Below are 15,924 nucleotides of genomic sequence, written 5' to 3'. Positions count from 1 at the left end.
AAACGCTTTCAATTTGGGCAACGACTTCCGCGACCGCGGATACACCATCTGCACAGGCTTGGGCGGCGGCACATAATCCTCCATGATCCGCACCAGTTCACCGTTGGCCAAAGCACTAATTACATCAGGTTAAAGGAGTAATAACCGGCGATGCGTTTATCCGCCGGGAGTTTCTCCCTAGAGTCACGGTAATAACACTGAACAACGAGGCGTCATTGATGCAAACCCTACTGGACACGTCACTGAGTTCTTTTGCCCGCGCCGACCTTCTGCAAGGCCCGACACCGATCCAGCGGGCCGAACGCCTCGAACAGCAACTGGGTTTGAAGGCGCAAGGCATCGGCCTGTTCCTCAAGCGCGATGATCACATGCTGATCGGCGGCGGTGGCAACAAACTGCGCAAACTTGAATTTCACCTAGGCGCAGCGCTGGCAGCCGGGGTCGACACGATCATCACCATCGGCGGCCTCCAATCCAACCATGCGCGCCTGACCGCCGCCGTGTGCGCCCGCCTCGGCATTGCCTGCGAACTGATCCTGACCCGTTCAGTGCCCAAAACGGAAGTGGACTACGAACTCAACGGCAACGTCCTGCTCGACCAGTTGTTTGGCGCAGACCTTCGCGTACTGGCTGGCGGCAGCGATTCGCTGGCCGAAGCCGAGAAGCGTGCCGAACAGCTTCGGCTTGAAGGGCACAAGGTGTTGGTGATTCCTACGGGGGGCTCGACACCGCTGGGCAGTCTTGGCTATGCGCGCTGCGCGGCGGAGATTGCGCAACAGGAAAACCAACTCGGCCTCACCTTCAATCAGGTCGTGGTGCCCAACGGTAGCGCCGGCACCCACGCCGGGCTTGCGGCGGGGTTTGAGTTGCTGGGTCGAGGGACTTCGCGGGTGAAGTCGTACTCGGTGCTGTCTGACACAGCGTCTTCAGCGGCCCGAACCCGGCAATTAACCCAGGAGGTGCTGGGGTTGCTGGGCAGCAGTTCGATTGTTCAGGCCTCACAGATTGTTATCGACGGCAGTCAATTGGGCGACGGTTACGGCCTGCCGACGCCGGCCATGCATGAGGCGGTGCGCTTGATGGCTCGGGCTGAAGGGTTGCTGATTGACCCGGTGTATTCCGGGAAAGCGTTTGCCGGGTTAGTGGCCGATCTCCGGGACGGGCGGTTCCAGCGCGGGGACAATGTGTTGTTTGTGATGACCGGGGGAACGCCGGGGTTGTATGCGTATCGGGAGACGTTTCAGGGTTGAACCATCTGAAACAACGGCCGCAAATTCAGAATGCTCCTACATCTATCAAACGCCCATTGAGATAGCGTTCGCATCGCTTTTATAGGATGAGAGAAGAACGCTAATGGCGCGTATAGCAGAGACACCTTTGGTTCAAGACCTGACGTCGGTCAACGGGCACCCTGTCCATTTTTTTTGGATCAGCGGATTTTCAAAAGGTGATCAGGAGGGTGATTTTCTACAGTACGAACTGACCGTTCCGCCTGAGTCAGAAGCCGTGATACTGGGTGTACTGGGCTGGAAGAACCTTGATCAAAGCGAGGACGGGGACTGTTTATTGAACGCCGGGCAGGTCCAACAAATCGCCATAGCGCTCCAGGAGCAGCTACCGACTGAGTTGGACCTTTTCATAGGGCTGCGGGGGTAGGTGTTCAGTCAATCATCCCGCGTCAGCACTTCCAGCAATTCAATCTCGAAAATCAGGTTCGAATTCGGCGTGATCGCGCCCATCGAACGTTCGCCATATGCAAGGTGCGCAGGCACCAGCAGCTTGCGCTTGCCGCCCACCTGCATCCCCATGATTCCCTGATCCCACCCTTTGATAACCCGGCCCGTGCCAATCACGCACTGGAAAGGTTTGCCACGGCTGTAGGAAGAGTCGAATTCCGTGCCGTCCTCCAGCCAGCCACGGTACTGGGTGGTGATCAGCGCGCCTTTGACGGCGGCTTTGCCGTCGCCTGGCTGGAGGTCGATTATTTGCAGTTCGTTATTCATGACGGTGTTTATCTGTTTGCAGAATTCGAGGAGCGTGGTTTTCCCAGAAAATCAGCTTGATGGCAACTTTTCAGGTGCCTTTATCGGGGTGGGACAACATTTCCACGACTTTTTTGTCTTCTTTCTGTTTTGCATCGACCGCGAAGTCTTTGCCGAAAATCGCTTCCGGAAGGATCCATTTGCCTGTACTGCTTTTCTGGTCAGTCACAATCCCGATCTGGTCGCCTTTGGAGAAATCAAACCAATGCAGATCCGGGAACTGTTTCAAGTCGAGGGTCTGGATCGTATTCCCCTCCATGACTTCGATTTTTTTGGCCGTCGGGTCCACGCTGACCACCTCTAGCGGTGAGCGAGTGATCAACGATGGCGCCATGACAACGATGACATTGTTGTCACACCGTTGGCTCGTCGGCTGGATCGTGCCGTCCGCCGAACTATGGGGTTTGTTTGCGCAATCAACAAAAATGCCTGAGTGGTCCACGGTTTCGTTGCCAAGGTACTGGTCGCCAGTGGGCATCCTCAATATCTGTTCGCCCTGCGCCACACTCCCAAACAGAGCGAGGGTCAGGGCAATCGTCAGTCTGGTCATAGCGCACCTGCCATTAGTCCAGTACCGCGTGATGACTATAGGAACTCGTTTAAAAACAATGTCCGGGTAACGCGCGGCATATTGGGCACATCCATTTCAACGTAAATCACCTGCTTCTTCGGCACTTGATACACCGTGCCGAATGAATCGTAACGTTGCGGCTGCTTATCGGTTTTCATCAGTACCTTTTGAACCAGCACGAAGTACGTCTCGTCCGTTTCAATCAGCAGCACGGCTTCTTTAATCCCGCCATCCTTGCTGGCCGTCGCCATCGTCAGTTCCGACGGAAAGTTTTTGGCCTGTTTGTCTTCGAAGTGCAGGCGAATCGGGTGCAATACGCCGCCGTCGCGGACTTGCTGGGCCTGTAACGTACCGAGGTACTCGGCCAGGACAGACGTGCCCCAGAGTCCCAAGACCAAAAAAATCGCGAATAGCACTTTGTGCAAAAAAAGCGGAAACAGCTTGTGGTCCGAAGACCAGCCTCCGTTAAGCGCAACATAGAGGATGGCACCGCCGCCCAGAATGAGGGGGATCCAGCCCCCGAACTGTTTCACTGCAGTCCAGGCAAACGCCAGATAGAAATAAAGCGAGATATCCAGCGACACCAGCGGTATGCCGAACGTCTTGAAGTAATAAAACAAATGCAGCCAGGAGTAGAAAAACAGATAAGCCGCAAACAGCAATGTCGGCCCACCGAAGTGCGCCGACAACTGTGAACTCTCCGGCGCAGGTGGTGGGGGCGTCGGGCCAGACGGGTTGACCTGAGTCATGCTGAGGATCTCCTGGCTGACGGATGATCACGAAGCAGATGGCGTGCACAGAAAGTCTAGCGCTCGTCAGACAGAAAGCGACTGCAACCCAACAGCGCGGTGAACTAACATAAGCACCAACGTTTCCCTCGGTTTAATACCCAATGACTATTCCTGAATGATTCTGGCCTGGACCAGCGCAGCCATCGGCTCTGTCATGTTTGCCCTGCTCATCGCGATGATCTATCGCGTGCGCACGCTGAAACAGCAGTTGGCCGAGTGTCGCGTGCTGATCGCCAGCCTGGCCGAGGGACCGTCCGTGCGCCAGGACGGTGATGCCGAACGCTTCAAACGCAGCCAATACTTCGCTCGCATCGGCACCTGGGACTGGGACGTCGACACCGACAAGCTTTACTGGTCGGATGCGATCTACGGCATGTTCGGGTTCAAGATCGGCGAAGTGACGCCCTCCTACGCCCTGTTTTGCGCCTGCGTACACCCGGCGGACCGCACCAGCGTGCGGGCCGGGGAGCTGCGCTGCCTGGAAACCGGCGAGAACCATGACGAGGAATACCGAGTCGTCTGGCCCGACGGCAGTATTCACTGGCTGCGAGAGACCGGCAATGTGGTCAAGAACGACCACGATGCCACCATCAAAATGATGGGCGTGGTGCGCGACATCACCGAGGAAAAAGCCTCCGCCAGTTACCTCCAGCACTTGGCTCACTACGACCCGTTGACCGGCCTGCCTAATCGGTTGGTGCTGGAAGAGCGTCTGTCCGAAGCGCTGGAACAGGCGCGCATCGGCGCCACCCGGGTGGCGCTGGTGTTTGTCGACCTCAATGGCTTCAAGGCGATCAACGATCACTACGGTCACGCGGCCGGCGACCGCGTCTTGGTCACCACCGCCACACGCCTGAAGAAAATCCTGCGTTCAACCGACACCGTTGCCCGCATTGGTGGTGACGAATTCGTGGTGATCCTTCAAGGGTTGCCCAAAGGCATCGATCTGCAGGATGAAGCGCGCAGCATCTGCCAGAAAATCTTCGTCGAACTGTCACCGCCCATCACCATCGGCAACGACCAGCGCCACATTGGCACCAGCCTCGGTGTCGCGGTGTACCCGGACCACGCGCCGAGCATGGATCGGCTGATTCACATTGCAGACCTGGCGATGTATGAGGCCAAGCGCAGTAGCAATAATCAGTATCGGTTGGGTGAACAGATGGGCATTCACAGCCGGGTTGAATGAGCTGCCCTGTCCTTGCGTTGGCCAAAAAGTTCGCCATTGAAGGTGTGGGTGCAGCAGTGACAGTAAGGCATCATGCTCTGCGCCGTCAGTTCGGGGTTAACGATCTGCAGAACTCCCAAGTCATCCACATACAACCCACTGAAATAGCTCGACTCCCCCAGACGCACCGTCTCCTGCCTTTCGCTTTCATGCAGGGCAACCATCCAGAACACCGGCTCGGAGTTGTCGAGACGAGCTCCCGCCTCACTGAAAACCTCATCCCATTGCCTACCGACGCGGGACAACAGAAACCGGAACAAAGGTGTGTAGTCGAACCCATGACGGCGCGTTCCGTGCATCGAACCCCGTGACACGTCGCTTTGAACTTCAGCCTTGGTATTACGCTGGTGCCGATACTCGCCCGCAATGTCGTTACGCCGAACGCCCCAAGTACGGGTGTTTTCCTTGCGGTAGAGAGGTTTCTTTTCCAACGAGCCGCTCCTGACATCCAGTCAATGAAATCGCCGCACAGATTCACCGGAACGGCCGGCTATTTCAATTAACCATCCATGGCTAATTGTTGCAGGCGACTAACGCTCCACCGGCGTGATGTCCACAATTGTCCCGTTGGTGATCATCACCATCATGTACTTGTCATTGATCTGCACCCACTGAGCCTGATCCTTCGGGGCTTTCAGGCCTTTGTCCTTCCAGTTAGCCAGGGCTTTTTCGCTGCGCTGGTAGATGTCCGGGGCGCGGTCGCCGACCACCAGTTCCCGGGAGTTATTGACCCCGGGCTGCACGGTTTTCTGAGGGGTCTCAGCCGCCTGAACGATGGGGTTGATACCGGCAACGCCGGCGGCAATGGCCAGGGCGGCGATGAGGGTTTTGCGGTTCATGGGTGATCCTCCAGTAATGTCATGGCACCTGTACTCCGACTGTGCTCGCGGTGAATCATTCCTTACTGTTGCGATGAATCTGTGCCGGACTGTACCGGGAACCGCGCCTCGGGTCGGCGTAGGCTGCGTGAATACACTCAGGATCAACCGCCATGCACATTGCCATTCTGACCTTCGACGGCTTCAACGAACTCGATTCCCTGATCGCCTACGGCATGCTCAGCCGCGTGTCGCTGCTGGGTGACAAGGACTGGCGCGTGAGCATTGCCTCGCCGACGCCGCGCGTCACGTCCATGAACGGTTTGACCATTGATGCGCACATTGATCTGGCCGAGGCTTGTCAGGCGGATGCGGTGCTGGTCGGCAGTGGCCGCAAGACCCGCGAAGTGGCAGAGGACGCGACGATCATGGATCAGTTGCGCTTCGATCCAGGCCGCCAGTTATTGGCCGCGCAGTGTTCCGGGACCTTTTTGCTGGCCAGGCTTGGCTTGCTGGGTGATGCCCCCGCTTGCACTGATGCCATCAGCAAGCCTTGGGTGCAGGCGGCCGGGGTCAACGTGGTGAATCAGGCTTTCTATGCCAATGGGAATGTCGCCACGGCGGGTGGATGTTTGTCGGCGCAGTATTTGGCGGTGTGGTTTCTGGCTCGGTTGAAAAGCACTGAAGCGGCGCGAGAGGTGTTGCACAACTTCGCACCGGTGGGTGAGAAGGAAGAATATGTGGCTCGGGGGATGGCGCATATCGAGGCGTTTATCTGACTGACTGGTTGTCCGTCCGGACGCCATCGCGAGCAAGCTCGCTCCCACAATGGATCTGAGTCGGGCACAGAATTTGTGTTCACCGAAGATCAACTGTGGGAGTGAGCCTGCTCGCTATAGCGGTATTCGCGGTTTGTCGGCCAACACGGCTGACTCATCCCGCCGCAGCCTTTATCCTTGGCGCTCCGCCGTATCGAGTGTTGGAGTAAGCCATGCCCCATGAAGGCAACCTGTTGCAAGCCGCTGTCGTGTTTCTGTTCGCGGCGGTGCTCACCGTGCCCTTGGCCAAACGCCTGCAACTGGGAGCCGTGCTGGGTTATCTGTTTGCCGGCGTCCTCATCGGGCCGTCGGTGCTGGGGCTGATCGGCAATCCGCAAAGCGTCAGCCATATCTCTGAACTCGGCGTGGTGTTGCTGCTGTTCATCATTGGTCTGGAGCTGTCGCCACGACGTTTGTGGGTGATGCGCAAAGCGGTGTTCGGCGTAGGCCTGGCGCAAGTGCTGCTGACCGGTTCAGTGATTGGTGTGCTGGCGCTGCTCGTCTTCGGCCAGCCGCTGAACAGCGCCATCGTGCTCGGGCTTGGCCTTGCCCTGTCGTCCACTGCGTTTGGCTTGCAAAGCCTGGCCGAACGCAAGGAGCTGACCAGTCCCCACGGTCGATTGGCGTTTGCGATTCTGCTGTTTCAGGACATCGCCGCCATCCCGCTGATCGCCATGGTTCCGCTGCTTGCCGGCGGCGATCACACCTCCACCGCCGCTGAAGATCTGAATCACGGTTTGCGCGTGTTGGGCAGCATTGCGGTGGTGGTCATCGGTGGGCGCTATCTGTTGCGCCCGGTGTTTCGCATCGTCGCCAAAACCAGTTTGCCCGAGGTATCCACCGCCACGGCGTTGCTGGTGGTGATCGGCACGGCGTGGCTGATGGACCTGGTCGGCGTGTCCATGGCGCTCGGCGCGTTCCTCGCCGGGTTGCTGCTGGCGGACTCTGAATACCGACATGAACTGGAAGCGCAGATCGAGCCGTTCAAGGGCCTGCTGTTGGGGCTGTTCTTCATCAGCGTCGGCATGGGCGCCAACCTCAGTCTGCTGCTCAGCGCCCCGCTGGCGGTACTGGGGCTGACCCTGCTGCTGATCGCAATCAAATTGCCGCTGCTGTTTGTGGTCGGCCGATTGGCCGGTGGTCTGGGCAAAGTCAGTGCGTTGCGCCTGGGCATCGTGCTGGCGGCTGGTGGTGAATTCGCGTTTGTGGTGTTCAAGATCGGCCGCGATCAGGGCCTTTTCGAGCCGTACCTGTACGACTTACTGGTGCTGACGATCACTCTGTCCATGGCGGTGACTCCGCTGTTGTTGCTGCTGTGTGCCCGACTGTATTCGCCCACGGTTCAGCCCGTGGTGGTGCCGGAGAAATTCCGCGATATCGATACCGATGCGCCACGCGTAGTGATTGCCGGCATGGGCCGGATGGGGCAGATCGTTGCGCGGATTCTGCGGGCGCAGAACATCAAGTTCGTGGCGCTCGATACGTCGGTGGAAACCATCGAACTGTCGCGCAGTTTTGGCGGCGTGCCGGTGTTCTATGGCGACCCGATGCGCCCGGAGATCCTCAGCGCAGCCAAGGTCGAACAGGCGGAATATTTCATCATCGCCACCGATGATCCAGACACCAATATCAAGACCGCCGAGGTGGTGCACCGGTTGTACCCGCACATCAAAATCATTGCCCGGGCGCGTAACCGCCAGCATGTGCATCGCCTGGTGGACCTGGGGGCCGAAGCGATTCGTGAAACCTATTATTCAAGCCTGGAAATGAGCCGGCGCACACTGGTTGGACTGGGGTTGACCCAAGCGCAGGCGGATGCACGGATCAAGCGTTTCAAGCATCACGATGAACAGGTGTTGGAGGCCCAGCACGCGGTGTATGACGATGCGGCGAAGGTGTTGCAGACGGCGCAAGAAGCGCGGGCGGAATTGGCTAAATTGTTTGAGTCGGATCAGTTGGAGGAGCAGGAAGCGGGCAAAGCTTAAATTATCGGTGGTGGTTATTCCGCTATCGCGAGCAGGCTCACTCCTACAGTAAACCGCGTTCGCCCTGTAGGAGCATGGCTTGCCCGCGATGAACGATAACGCGGTGCAATGCCAGGCCCCCACCCGAGCATCAGTTGGAAAACACAAACTGCCCCTTAACCTTTTTCGAGCCCACAAAGCCCAGGTCCGGGAACAGCAGCGCCTTCACCCAGGCCACATAAAACACCATGGCCAACGTGATCACCACACCGACCACCGTCATCACCGGATCTTCCTCATACCCCTGAAACATCCGCCCGATCTGGCTGACGGTCAGAATCATGTAAATGGTATAGGCCTGCGCCGAGTTCTTGTAGAAACCCCACGCAAACGCCAGCGGCACCAACGCCGCAAACAGGGTGAAAAACACCACGGCACCGGGGCCGATCATCGAGCCCAGATAAAATCCGGTCACGGCCCCCAGCAAGGCTTGAAGGCAAGTCAGTGCGAGCAGAATGTTGACCTTGAGCGAGTGTTTTTCCCGCAACGCCGGATCCGGCCTGGCGCCGATCCAGTAAGCGAGTACCCGGTCCTTGACCACTCCACCGGAAAACGCCTTGAACGTCGCGGTTTTGCAGTGCCCGGCGTCGAGTGCCGCCATCACCTGCCGCTTGATTTCCTTTTTGTCCAACGCACATCTCCCCAAGGCAACACAAATTAAATGTGGGAGCGGGCTTGCTCGCGAAGGCGGAGTGTCAGGCAACGAAGGTGTTGAAAGTAACTACGCCTTCGCGAGCAAGCCCGCTCCCAAAGTTGTGCAGCATCTTCGCTTTATTGGGGGCCACAAAGCAAAACGCCGCTTCCACCAGAGGCGGAAGCGGCAGAGGCATGAGCCTCAGCGGATCAATGCATGAACAGGGCGATCAGGATAATGATCGGGATCGGCACGCCAAGAAAGAACAGCAGTAATGAGCGCATGATGATTCTCCTGGGTTAGCGAACAGGGGTGGTAGTGACGTAAGTGTCGGTTTCCACGTACACAACGGCGTCCCGACGACGACCACCAAAAGTGGCGGCGAGGCTGGCGAAAAACGCGCCGATGAGCAGCGCGACGAACATCCACAGCGACGTCCAGGCAGCGACTTTCGCGGCTTTGTCAGCAGCTTGTTGGGCAGCCAGTTTGGCGTCGGCCACGGCTTTTTGCGTACGGGCATAGACTTCATCGACACGACGTTCGGCGTCTGCCTGAGTCAGGTTGGTGCGTTGGGCGACCATTTGTGCGAGGTAGGTCCGGTCTTCGGCACTCAGGCCGTTGTTGCCCAGGCTGCGCACAAAGATGCGAGTCACGGTGCCGCGCGCGGCGTCATCGCTGACGGCGGCCGGACGATCGTCACGGAACAGGCTGTCGACGAAATAGCCGTACTGATCGCTATTGGTATTGGCGGCAGCGGTGCCGGCGGCTTGAGTGGCCGCACTGGCCGCCCCGCCGACCATATTGGCCCCAGCCTGCATGCCACCACTGACGACACTACTGACCGAGCCGACCACCAGGGTCGCGGTCACAAGCGTCGCCACGCACCAGGCGAGAAAGCCATGGGCGGTATCACGGAAATACACTTCATCCCCGTGCATGTTGGCCCACTTGACCCGCAAGCGACCGGCAATGTATCCGCCAGCCCCGGCCGCCAGGATTTGCGTCACCGCCAGCCACACGATGGTCGAAATGCCCAAACCCTTGGCACTCACACCTTCATTGGCCCACGGCGACACCGCCGAAAATCCGAGGCCGAAACCGAGCAGCACCAGGATTAGCGACAACGCCGCCGCAGCAGCGGCCCCGGCGAAGATCGCCCCCCAGGACACACCCGAGAGCGTGCTCGTTTCTTCTGCGACGTTATAGAAACCATCAGAAGATCTATTCATTGTTTTATCGCTCCAGGCAGGAAAGATGGTGTTACAACTCTTCAAATGCACCATTGCAGTCAGCGTGCCAGTCGCGATTTTTTAACATCTCATTGTTTTTCAAGCACTTACAAATATTGAACTTCCTTTTCTCATGCAATTTGCAAGGAATGCCTCAGCGCAGCGGGTTTTCTGCATTGATTGAAATAGTGAGCGCATGAAGTTTTATTTAGAAAGGCATCGATCATTTCTTGGCAAAATGCTGCACATCATTGAGAACCGCTAATCAGGCCAGCCCTATGACCCGCATCTTGACCATCGAAGACGACGCCGTGACCGCCCGGGAAATCGTCGCCGAACTGAGCAGCCACGGCCTCGATGTCGACTGGGTCGACAATGGCCGCGAAGGCCTTGAGCGTGCGGTCAGTGGTGACTACGACCTGATCACCCTCGATCGCATGCTGCCGGAGCTCGATGGCCTGGCGATTGTCACCACGCTGCGGACCATGGGCGTGGCCACGCCGATCCTGATGATCAGCGCCCTCTCCGACGTCGATGAGCGGGTGCGGGGGTTGCGCGCCGGCGGTGACGACTACCTGACCAAGCCGTTCGCCACTGATGAAATGGCCGCCCGGGTCGAAGTGCTGCTGCGCCGCCAGAACACCGTGACCGCCCAGGCCACGACGTTGAAAGTAGCTGATCTGGAACTCAACCTGATCAGCCACGAAGCCAGCCGCGCCGGCCTGTTGCTGACGTTGCTGCCGACCGAATACAAACTGCTCGAATTCCTGATGCGCAACACCGGGCAGATTCTGTCGCGCATGATGATTTTCGAAGAAGTCTGGGGCTACCACTTCGACCCCGGCACCAACCTGATCGACGTGCACATCGGCCGTCTTCGCAAGAAAATCGACCCACAAGGCCAGGCCCCACTGATTCGGACCGTGCGAGGCTCGGGTTATGTCATTGCCGAACCCGTCTAAAGGCTGGCGCTCTTCCAGCAGCCGCTTGCTGGCGCTCTACAGTTCGCTGTTCGTGATCTGGAGCGCGATCCTCATGGGCGTCATGTACTACGAGGTGTCTGATTACCTCGACAACCTGGCCAAACACTCGCTGATGCAACGTCAGCATCTGTTTTCGCGTTTTCAAGGCGAGCAACTGGTGGACGCCCTCGCCGTCAGCATGACCTTCGACATCCGGGGCATCGATGCCTATGGCCTGTTCGATCACCAGCATCGCTACCTCAGTGGTGCCCTGCGTTTTATCCCCGAAGGCCTGCCGCTGGACGGCAAGATCCACATGCTCAGCGACTGCACCGACTCCGACGACCCGATCCTGCCCGCCGACAGTTGCGACGCGGTCGCGACCCAGACCCGCGACGGTCGCTGGCTGGTGCTGGTGCGCGACAACGGTTCGTTGTTCGCCGTCACCCGGATCATCCTTCATGCGTTGTTCTGGGGCGTGACCTTGACGATCATTCCGGGCATTGCCGGTTGGCACCTGTTGCGCCGCCGGCCCCTGCGGCGCATCCGTGCCATTCAAGCCAGCGCCGAAGCCATCGTCGCCGGTGACTTGACCCGGCGCCTGCCCTTGTCCAATCGCCGCGACGAACTGGACATGCTCGCCACCATCGTCAACGCCATGCTCGAACGTATCGAGCGCTTGATGCACGAGGTCAAGGGTGTCTGTGACAACATCGCCCACGACCTGCGCACCCCGCTGACACGCTTGCGGGCGCAGCTGTACCGGATTCAGCAGCAGGCGGGAGATGACTCGACGCTCGCCGTGCAACTGGATTCGGTGCTCGGTGAGGCCGACACCTTGATGGCGCGCTTTCGCGGGTTGCTGCGGATCTCCGAGCTGGAGGATCGCCAGCGCCGCTCGGGTTTTGTGCAACTGGACCCGGTGCCATTGCTGCTAGAGCTGCACGACTTTTACCTGCCGCTGGCGGAGGAAGGTGAACTGGTCTTCAAGCTGCAATTGCCGCAGACATTACCAGCGCTGAATGGCGATCGGGCGTTGTTGTTCGAAGCCGTGGCGAATCTGCTGAGCAACTCGATAAAGTTCACACCGCCCGGCGGCGAGGTGATTTTGCGTGGGGTCAGCGAGGGCGGGTTTACGCGAATCGAAGTGCTCGACTCCGGGCCGGGAATTCCCGAGGCCGAACGCGAAGCGGTGTTTCAGCGGTTCTATCGGACTGAGGGTGGTAATCAGAAAAGCGGGTTTGGTTTGGGATTGTCGATTGTTGCGGCGATTGCTGGTTTGCATGGGTTTGCGCTGGAGGTGGGCAGCAGCGAACTCGGTGGCGCGCGGCTGGTGCTGGATTGCCGGGAGAGCCTGATCCCTCAGACATGACCCAATCTCCCTGACAACGAGGAATCAATGTGGGAGCGGGCTTGCTCGCGAAGGCGGCGTGTCAGTCGACAATGATGTTGAATGACACGCCGCCTTCGCGAGCAAGCCCGCTCCCACAGGGGGATTCGTGGTGATTATTAATGGGTGTTTTCAGGCCGGGTAATTAGCTCGCAGTGCCTGCAGCCCACCCTGATAAATCCCGTCGAACAACGCCACCACTTCCTCCTCACTCACCCCCACAGGTGTAAACCGACCCGACCACGTCACCCGAGTCCCCTGCCCCTGCGCTTCAACCTTGATCGTCGCCAGATAGGCAGTAGCCGGAAACGGCGCCTGCTCAATTGAATAGCTGTACGTCTTGCCGGCGTTATCAAACGCTTCAAGCCGCTCAACGATCACCGCACCCTCTGCGGTTTGCAGGCTGCGCACCCGCCCGCCTTCGCTCAGTTCGCTTTTCGGAATAAACGGCAGCCAGTCCGGCAGCGAGTTGAAGCCGCCGATCAAATGCCACACGTCATCGGCCGAAGCCGGGATATCAACAAACGCTGATGCAGTTGCCATGTAATTCTCTCTGTTAATCAAAAAATTCAAATCGCCATGCTATCGACAACACCGCCATCTACCCGCAATGCTGCGCCGGTCGTGGCCGAGGACAGCGGCGAAGCGATGTACGCCACCAGGTTCGCCACCTCCTCGACATCCGCCACACGCTGGATGATCGACGTCGGCCGCGCTTTCAGCACAAACGCATCGGCTTCTTCGCGAACACTGCGACCGGACGCGGCGGTGGCGTCCTTGAGCATTTGCTCCAGGCCATCGGTCAGCGTCGGGCCGGGCAGGATCGCATTGACCGTTACACCGGTGCCCGCCAGCCGTTTGGCCAGACCATGGGACACCGCCAGGTTGGCGCTTTTGGTCACGCCATAGTTGAGCATGTCGGCCGGGATCGAGATGCCGGATTCCGAGGACACAAAGATCACCCGGCCCCAGCCCTGCTTGACCATGTCCGGTACGTAATGCCGTGACAGGCGCACGCCGGAGATCACGTTGACCTCATAAAAGCGCGCCCATTCGCTGTCCGGCGTGTCGAAGAAATCCACGTCGTTAAAGATGCCGAGGTTGTTCACCAGAATGTCCGCACGCGGCTCGGCAGCGAACAACACCTCGGCGCCTTCGGCAGTGCCCAGGTCCGCGGTCAGGCCACGTAACTGCGCGTCCGGTACGCTTTGACGAATGCTCGCCAGCGCCTGTTCGACCTTGGCCGTCTCGCGGCCGATCACCACCACCGTGGCGCCGGACTCGGCCAACGCCTTGCTGATGCCCAGGCCAATGCCGGCGGTGCTGCCGCTGACAATGGCGAGTTTTCCACTCAGATCAATCTTCATGCTCAAACTCCTGTGATCGGTAATGGCGCACGGTCGCAGACCAGTTTTGCCTCACGCATTGCCTGCCAGAAAGCGGCGGGAATCACCGCTGACAGCGCGGCAACGTCTTCAGCAATACGCTCCGGACGGCTGGAACCTGGAATCACTGCCGCCACCGCCGGGTTAGCCAACGAGAACTGCAATGCTGCCGCTTTGATGTCGACCCCGTGAGCAGCGGCGATGCGCTTGATGTGCTCGACTTTGTTGATGATCGCCGGACTGGCTTTCTGGTACTCGAAGTGCGCACCGCCGGCCAGAATGCCCGAACTGTAAGGTCCACCGACCACGATCTCGACGTTCTGCGCCAGCGCTGCGTCCATCAGACGTTGCAAGGCACGGTCGTGGTCGAGAAGAGTGTAGCGACCCGCCAGCAAAAAACCGTCCGGTTGCGCTTCGGTCAGATCAAGGGTCAGTTCGCACGGCTCGACCTTGTTCACGCCCAGGCCCCAGCCCTTGATCACGCCTTCTTCGCGCAAGCGGGTCAGCACTTTGAAAGCGCCGGTGCGGGCCTGATTGAAGTACTCCAGCCATTGATCGCCGTAGAAGTCCTGTGCGATGTCATGCACCCAGACGATGTCCAAACGGTCGGTTTGCAGACGCTTGAGGCTGTCTTCGATGGAGCGCAGCGTCGCGTCGGCGCTGTAGTCGTTGACGATCTTGTTCGGGCGGCCGTGTTCAAACACCCCGCTTTTCTCGCCCAAGTCACGGGCTGCAGTGTCCTCGACTTCATCCAGAATGACCCGGCCGACCTTGCTGCTCAGCACGTAGTCGTCGCGGTTGTATCGGGACAGCGCGGTGCCCAAACGGATTTCCGACAGGCCCGAACCGTAGAACGGCGCGGTGTCGAAGTAACGCACGCCGGCTTCCCAGGCGGCGTGCACGGTGGCGAGCGCCTCGTCTTCAGGAATCGCGCGGAACATGTTGCCCAACGGTGCGGTACCGAAACCCAGCGCGCCGGGCAGTTTGTCTTTCAAGCTCATGATTCAATCCTCGTCAGTTTCAGTGGCCAGTTGCCTGACCGTTGAGCAGATCCTAGATTGCGACGGTCGGACCGTCCAAGACATAATATGCAGCACTTGAGTCCCCAGAGGTCTGACATGATCGACATCCGCCAATTGCGCTACTTCGTCGCCGTCGCCGAAGAAGAACACGTCGGTCGCGCCGCCGAACGCCTGCACATTTCCCAATCACCGCTGAGCCGGCAGATCGCCCAGCTTGAAGAACGGCTGGGCCTGACCCTGTTCGAACGCAGCCAGCAACGCATCCGCCTGACCCGCGACGGCCAGACCTTCCTCGCCGAAACCCGCGCCCTGCTGACTCACGCCAGTCGCCTGGAATCCCTCGGCAAACGCCTCGGTCGCGGCGAAGAAGGCGGTTTGTGCATCGGCTATATCGAAAACGCCATGCACGCCGGCGTGTTGCCGAATGCCTTGCGCGTATTGCGCGTCGAGCGGCCGAACGTCCATGTCGCGTTGTACAACCTGCGCTCCACTGAACAGCTTGAAGGCCTGCGCCAGCGCAGCCTCGACATCGCCTTGGTCAGCGAACCGCCAGACAAAAACGATCCGGACCTGCTGGGCTTTCAGGTGCTGGACGACCCGATGTTGCTGGCATTGCCTGAGGATCATCCACTGGCCAACCAGACCACATTGACCCCGGCCGACCTCGCCGATCAAGAGTGGATCGGTGTGCAACACCACACCAGCCGCCAAGACTTCGTCAGCGCCTGCATCCGCGCCGGTTTCAACCCGGACATCCGCATGGAAGCCACCGGCCCGTTCACTGCCATGGCCCTGGTGGCCTCGGGACTGGGCATCGCGATGATTCAAAAAGGCTTGAGCCGCAACGCACCGCCGGGCGTGGTGCTGCGGGAAGTGCCATGGATCTCCTTCACCAGACCCCTGTGGGCGGCGTGGCACCGGATTAATTTGCGGCCGTTGGTGGAGACGTTCAGGAAGGTGCTGACCGAGCCGGGAGATTAAGATTACGCCGTCAGCACCTGGATCGGCTG

Annotated in this window: 18 protein-coding genes; 8 read left to right on the top strand and 10 right to left on the bottom strand. The window is 59.1% G+C overall.

The window, feature by feature from the left end:
• The first annotated feature begins 218 nt into the window (after positions 1-218).
• A complete protein-coding gene (locus EAH78_RS24800) occupies positions 219-1,250 on the top strand; it encodes a D-cysteine desulfhydrase family protein (RefSeq protein ID WP_140669899.1) in 1,032 nt (343 codons plus the stop codon).
• Between the two features lie 103 nt (positions 1,251-1,353).
• Entirely contained in the window at positions 1,354-1,656 is a 303-nt protein-coding gene (locus EAH78_RS24795; RefSeq protein WP_345789811.1) for a pyocin S6 family toxin immunity protein, read from the top strand.
• Positions 1,657-1,664: 8 nt separating this feature from the next.
• On the opposite strand, the gene EAH78_RS24790 is transcribed toward EAH78_RS24795, so the two are convergent.
• From EAH78_RS24790 to EAH78_RS24780, 3 genes are all read right to left on the bottom strand, one after another.
• Positions 1,665-2,003, bottom strand: coding sequence for an FKBP-type peptidyl-prolyl cis-trans isomerase (locus tag EAH78_RS24790; RefSeq protein ID WP_027923268.1), 339 nt, complete (start codon positions 2,001-2,003; stop codon positions 1,665-1,667).
• Positions 2,004-2,073: 70 nt separating this feature from the next.
• Positions 2,074-2,592, bottom strand: coding sequence for a hypothetical protein (locus EAH78_RS24785; RefSeq protein ID WP_140669897.1), 519 nt, complete (start codon positions 2,590-2,592; stop codon positions 2,074-2,076).
• A gap of 35 nt (positions 2,593-2,627) precedes the next feature.
• Positions 2,628-3,362 carry a hypothetical protein gene (locus EAH78_RS24780; protein WP_140669895.1) on the bottom strand — a complete coding sequence of 245 codons (735 nt, stop codon included), beginning with the start codon at positions 3,360-3,362 and terminating at the stop codon, positions 2,628-2,630.
• A 157-nt stretch (positions 3,363-3,519) separates the two neighbouring features.
• Between EAH78_RS24780 and EAH78_RS24775 the strand changes: the two genes are divergently transcribed.
• Positions 3,520-4,593, top strand: a complete 1,074-nt coding sequence (locus tag EAH78_RS24775; RefSeq protein ID WP_140669893.1) for a sensor domain-containing diguanylate cyclase — start codon at positions 3,520-3,522, stop codon at positions 4,591-4,593.
• Here EAH78_RS24775 and EAH78_RS24770 read toward each other — a convergent pair.
• Both EAH78_RS24770 and EAH78_RS24765 read right to left on the bottom strand, forming a co-directional pair.
• On the bottom strand, positions 4,575-5,063 hold the full coding sequence (locus tag EAH78_RS24770; RefSeq protein ID WP_140669891.1) for a hypothetical protein: 489 nt from the start codon (positions 5,061-5,063) through the stop codon (positions 4,575-4,577). The genes EAH78_RS24775 and EAH78_RS24770 overlap by 19 nt on opposite strands.
• A gap of 99 nt (positions 5,064-5,162) precedes the next feature.
• A complete protein-coding gene (locus tag EAH78_RS24765; RefSeq protein WP_140669889.1) occupies positions 5,163-5,471 on the bottom strand; it encodes an RcnB family protein in 309 nt (102 codons plus the stop codon).
• A gap of 152 nt (positions 5,472-5,623) precedes the next feature.
• Here EAH78_RS24765 and EAH78_RS24760 point away from each other — a divergent pair, with 152 nt between their 5' ends.
• Together EAH78_RS24760 and EAH78_RS24755 are read left to right on the top strand one after the other, a co-directional pair.
• Positions 5,624-6,229 carry a DJ-1/PfpI family protein gene (locus EAH78_RS24760; protein ID WP_140669887.1) on the top strand — a complete coding sequence of 202 codons (606 nt, stop codon included), beginning with the start codon at positions 5,624-5,626 and terminating at the stop codon, positions 6,227-6,229.
• A 212-nt stretch (positions 6,230-6,441) separates the two neighbouring features.
• Positions 6,442-8,253 carry a monovalent cation:proton antiporter-2 (CPA2) family protein gene (locus tag EAH78_RS24755; RefSeq protein ID WP_140669885.1) on the top strand — a complete coding sequence of 604 codons (1,812 nt, stop codon included), beginning with the start codon at positions 6,442-6,444 and terminating at the stop codon, positions 8,251-8,253.
• A gap of 130 nt (positions 8,254-8,383) precedes the next feature.
• Here the strand turns inward: EAH78_RS24755 and EAH78_RS24750 are convergent, their stop codons facing one another.
• Both EAH78_RS24750 and EAH78_RS24745 read right to left on the bottom strand, forming a co-directional pair.
• A complete protein-coding gene (locus tag EAH78_RS24750; protein WP_140669883.1) occupies positions 8,384-8,923 on the bottom strand; it encodes a hypothetical protein in 540 nt (179 codons plus the stop codon).
• A 302-nt stretch (positions 8,924-9,225) separates the two neighbouring features.
• Positions 9,226-10,155, bottom strand: a complete 930-nt coding sequence (locus EAH78_RS24745; RefSeq protein ID WP_140669881.1) for a hypothetical protein — start codon at positions 10,153-10,155, stop codon at positions 9,226-9,228.
• 278 nt (positions 10,156-10,433) lie between these two features.
• On the opposite strand from EAH78_RS24745, the gene EAH78_RS24740 reads away from it, so the two are divergent.
• Together EAH78_RS24740 and EAH78_RS24735 are read left to right on the top strand one after the other, a co-directional pair.
• Positions 10,434-11,117, top strand: a complete 684-nt coding sequence (locus tag EAH78_RS24740) for a response regulator transcription factor (RefSeq protein WP_140669879.1) — start codon at positions 10,434-10,436, stop codon at positions 11,115-11,117.
• On the top strand, positions 11,095-12,489 hold the full coding sequence (locus EAH78_RS24735) for a sensor histidine kinase (protein WP_140669877.1): 1,395 nt from the start codon (positions 11,095-11,097) through the stop codon (positions 12,487-12,489). The genes EAH78_RS24740 and EAH78_RS24735 overlap by 23 nt, the downstream gene beginning before the upstream one ends.
• A 150-nt stretch (positions 12,490-12,639) precedes the next feature.
• Here EAH78_RS24735 and EAH78_RS24730 read toward each other — a convergent pair whose 3' ends face one another.
• Genes EAH78_RS24730 through EAH78_RS24720 form a run of 3 tightly spaced genes read right to left on the bottom strand, consistent with a single transcriptional unit; the run spans position 12,640 to position 14,893 of the window.
• Positions 12,640-13,050, bottom strand: coding sequence for an SRPBCC family protein (locus tag EAH78_RS24730; protein ID WP_140669875.1), 411 nt, complete (start codon positions 13,048-13,050; stop codon positions 12,640-12,642).
• Between the two features lie 26 nt (positions 13,051-13,076).
• A complete protein-coding gene (locus EAH78_RS24725; protein ID WP_140669873.1) occupies positions 13,077-13,874 on the bottom strand; it encodes an SDR family NAD(P)-dependent oxidoreductase in 798 nt (265 codons plus the stop codon).
• 2 nt (positions 13,875-13,876) lie between these two features.
• Complete coding sequence (locus EAH78_RS24720) at positions 13,877-14,893, bottom strand: aldo/keto reductase (RefSeq protein WP_140669871.1); 1,017 nt, start codon at positions 14,891-14,893, stop codon at positions 13,877-13,879.
• A gap of 117 nt (positions 14,894-15,010) precedes the next feature.
• On the opposite strand from EAH78_RS24720, the gene EAH78_RS24715 reads away from it, so the two are divergent.
• On the top strand, positions 15,011-15,895 hold the full coding sequence (locus EAH78_RS24715) for a LysR substrate-binding domain-containing protein (RefSeq protein ID WP_140669869.1): 885 nt from the start codon (positions 15,011-15,013) through the stop codon (positions 15,893-15,895).
• Positions 15,896-15,924 lie beyond the last annotated feature (29 nt).

This window comes from Pseudomonas arsenicoxydans, assembly GCF_006438915.1.
GTDB lineage: Bacteria > Pseudomonadota > Gammaproteobacteria > Pseudomonadales > Pseudomonadaceae > Aquipseudomonas > Aquipseudomonas arsenicoxydans_A.
The sequence above is the reverse complement of the archived record's forward strand: the minus strand, read 5'-3'. Positions and strand labels throughout refer to the sequence as shown.

Excerpts from the sequence above, each read along its gene's own strand:
- EAH78_RS24800 (WP_140669899.1), top strand. The coding sequence starts at position 219 with ATGCAAACCCTACTGGACACGTCACTGAGTTCTTTTGCCCGCGCCGAC.
- EAH78_RS24795 (WP_345789811.1), top strand. The coding sequence starts at position 1,354 with ATGGCGCGTATAGCAGAGACACCTTTGGTTCAAGACCTGACGTCGGTC.
- EAH78_RS24790 (WP_027923268.1), bottom strand. The coding sequence starts at position 2,003 with ATGAATAACGAACTGCAAATAATCGACCTCCAGCCAGGCGACGGCAAA.
- EAH78_RS24785 (WP_140669897.1), bottom strand. The coding sequence starts at position 2,592 with ATGACCAGACTGACGATTGCCCTGACCCTCGCTCTGTTTGGGAGTGTG.
- EAH78_RS24780 (WP_140669895.1), bottom strand. The coding sequence starts at position 3,362 with ATGACTCAGGTCAACCCGTCTGGCCCGACGCCCCCACCACCTGCGCCG.
- EAH78_RS24775 (WP_140669893.1), top strand. The coding sequence starts at position 3,520 with ATGATTCTGGCCTGGACCAGCGCAGCCATCGGCTCTGTCATGTTTGCC.
- EAH78_RS24765 (WP_140669889.1), bottom strand. The coding sequence starts at position 5,471 with ATGAACCGCAAAACCCTCATCGCCGCCCTGGCCATTGCCGCCGGCGTT.
- EAH78_RS24760 (WP_140669887.1), top strand. The coding sequence starts at position 5,624 with ATGCACATTGCCATTCTGACCTTCGACGGCTTCAACGAACTCGATTCC.
- EAH78_RS24755 (WP_140669885.1), top strand. The coding sequence starts at position 6,442 with ATGCCCCATGAAGGCAACCTGTTGCAAGCCGCTGTCGTGTTTCTGTTC.
- EAH78_RS24745 (WP_140669881.1), bottom strand. The coding sequence starts at position 10,155 with ATGAATAGATCTTCTGATGGTTTCTATAACGTCGCAGAAGAAACGAGC.
- EAH78_RS24740 (WP_140669879.1), top strand. The coding sequence starts at position 10,434 with ATGACCCGCATCTTGACCATCGAAGACGACGCCGTGACCGCCCGGGAA.
- EAH78_RS24735 (WP_140669877.1), top strand. The coding sequence starts at position 11,095 with ATGTCATTGCCGAACCCGTCTAAAGGCTGGCGCTCTTCCAGCAGCCGC.
- EAH78_RS24730 (WP_140669875.1), bottom strand. The coding sequence starts at position 13,050 with ATGGCAACTGCATCAGCGTTTGTTGATATCCCGGCTTCGGCCGATGAC.
- EAH78_RS24725 (WP_140669873.1), bottom strand. The coding sequence starts at position 13,874 with ATGAAGATTGATCTGAGTGGAAAACTCGCCATTGTCAGCGGCAGCACC.
- EAH78_RS24720 (WP_140669871.1), bottom strand. The coding sequence starts at position 14,893 with ATGAGCTTGAAAGACAAACTGCCCGGCGCGCTGGGTTTCGGTACCGCA.
- EAH78_RS24715 (WP_140669869.1), top strand. The coding sequence starts at position 15,011 with ATGATCGACATCCGCCAATTGCGCTACTTCGTCGCCGTCGCCGAAGAA.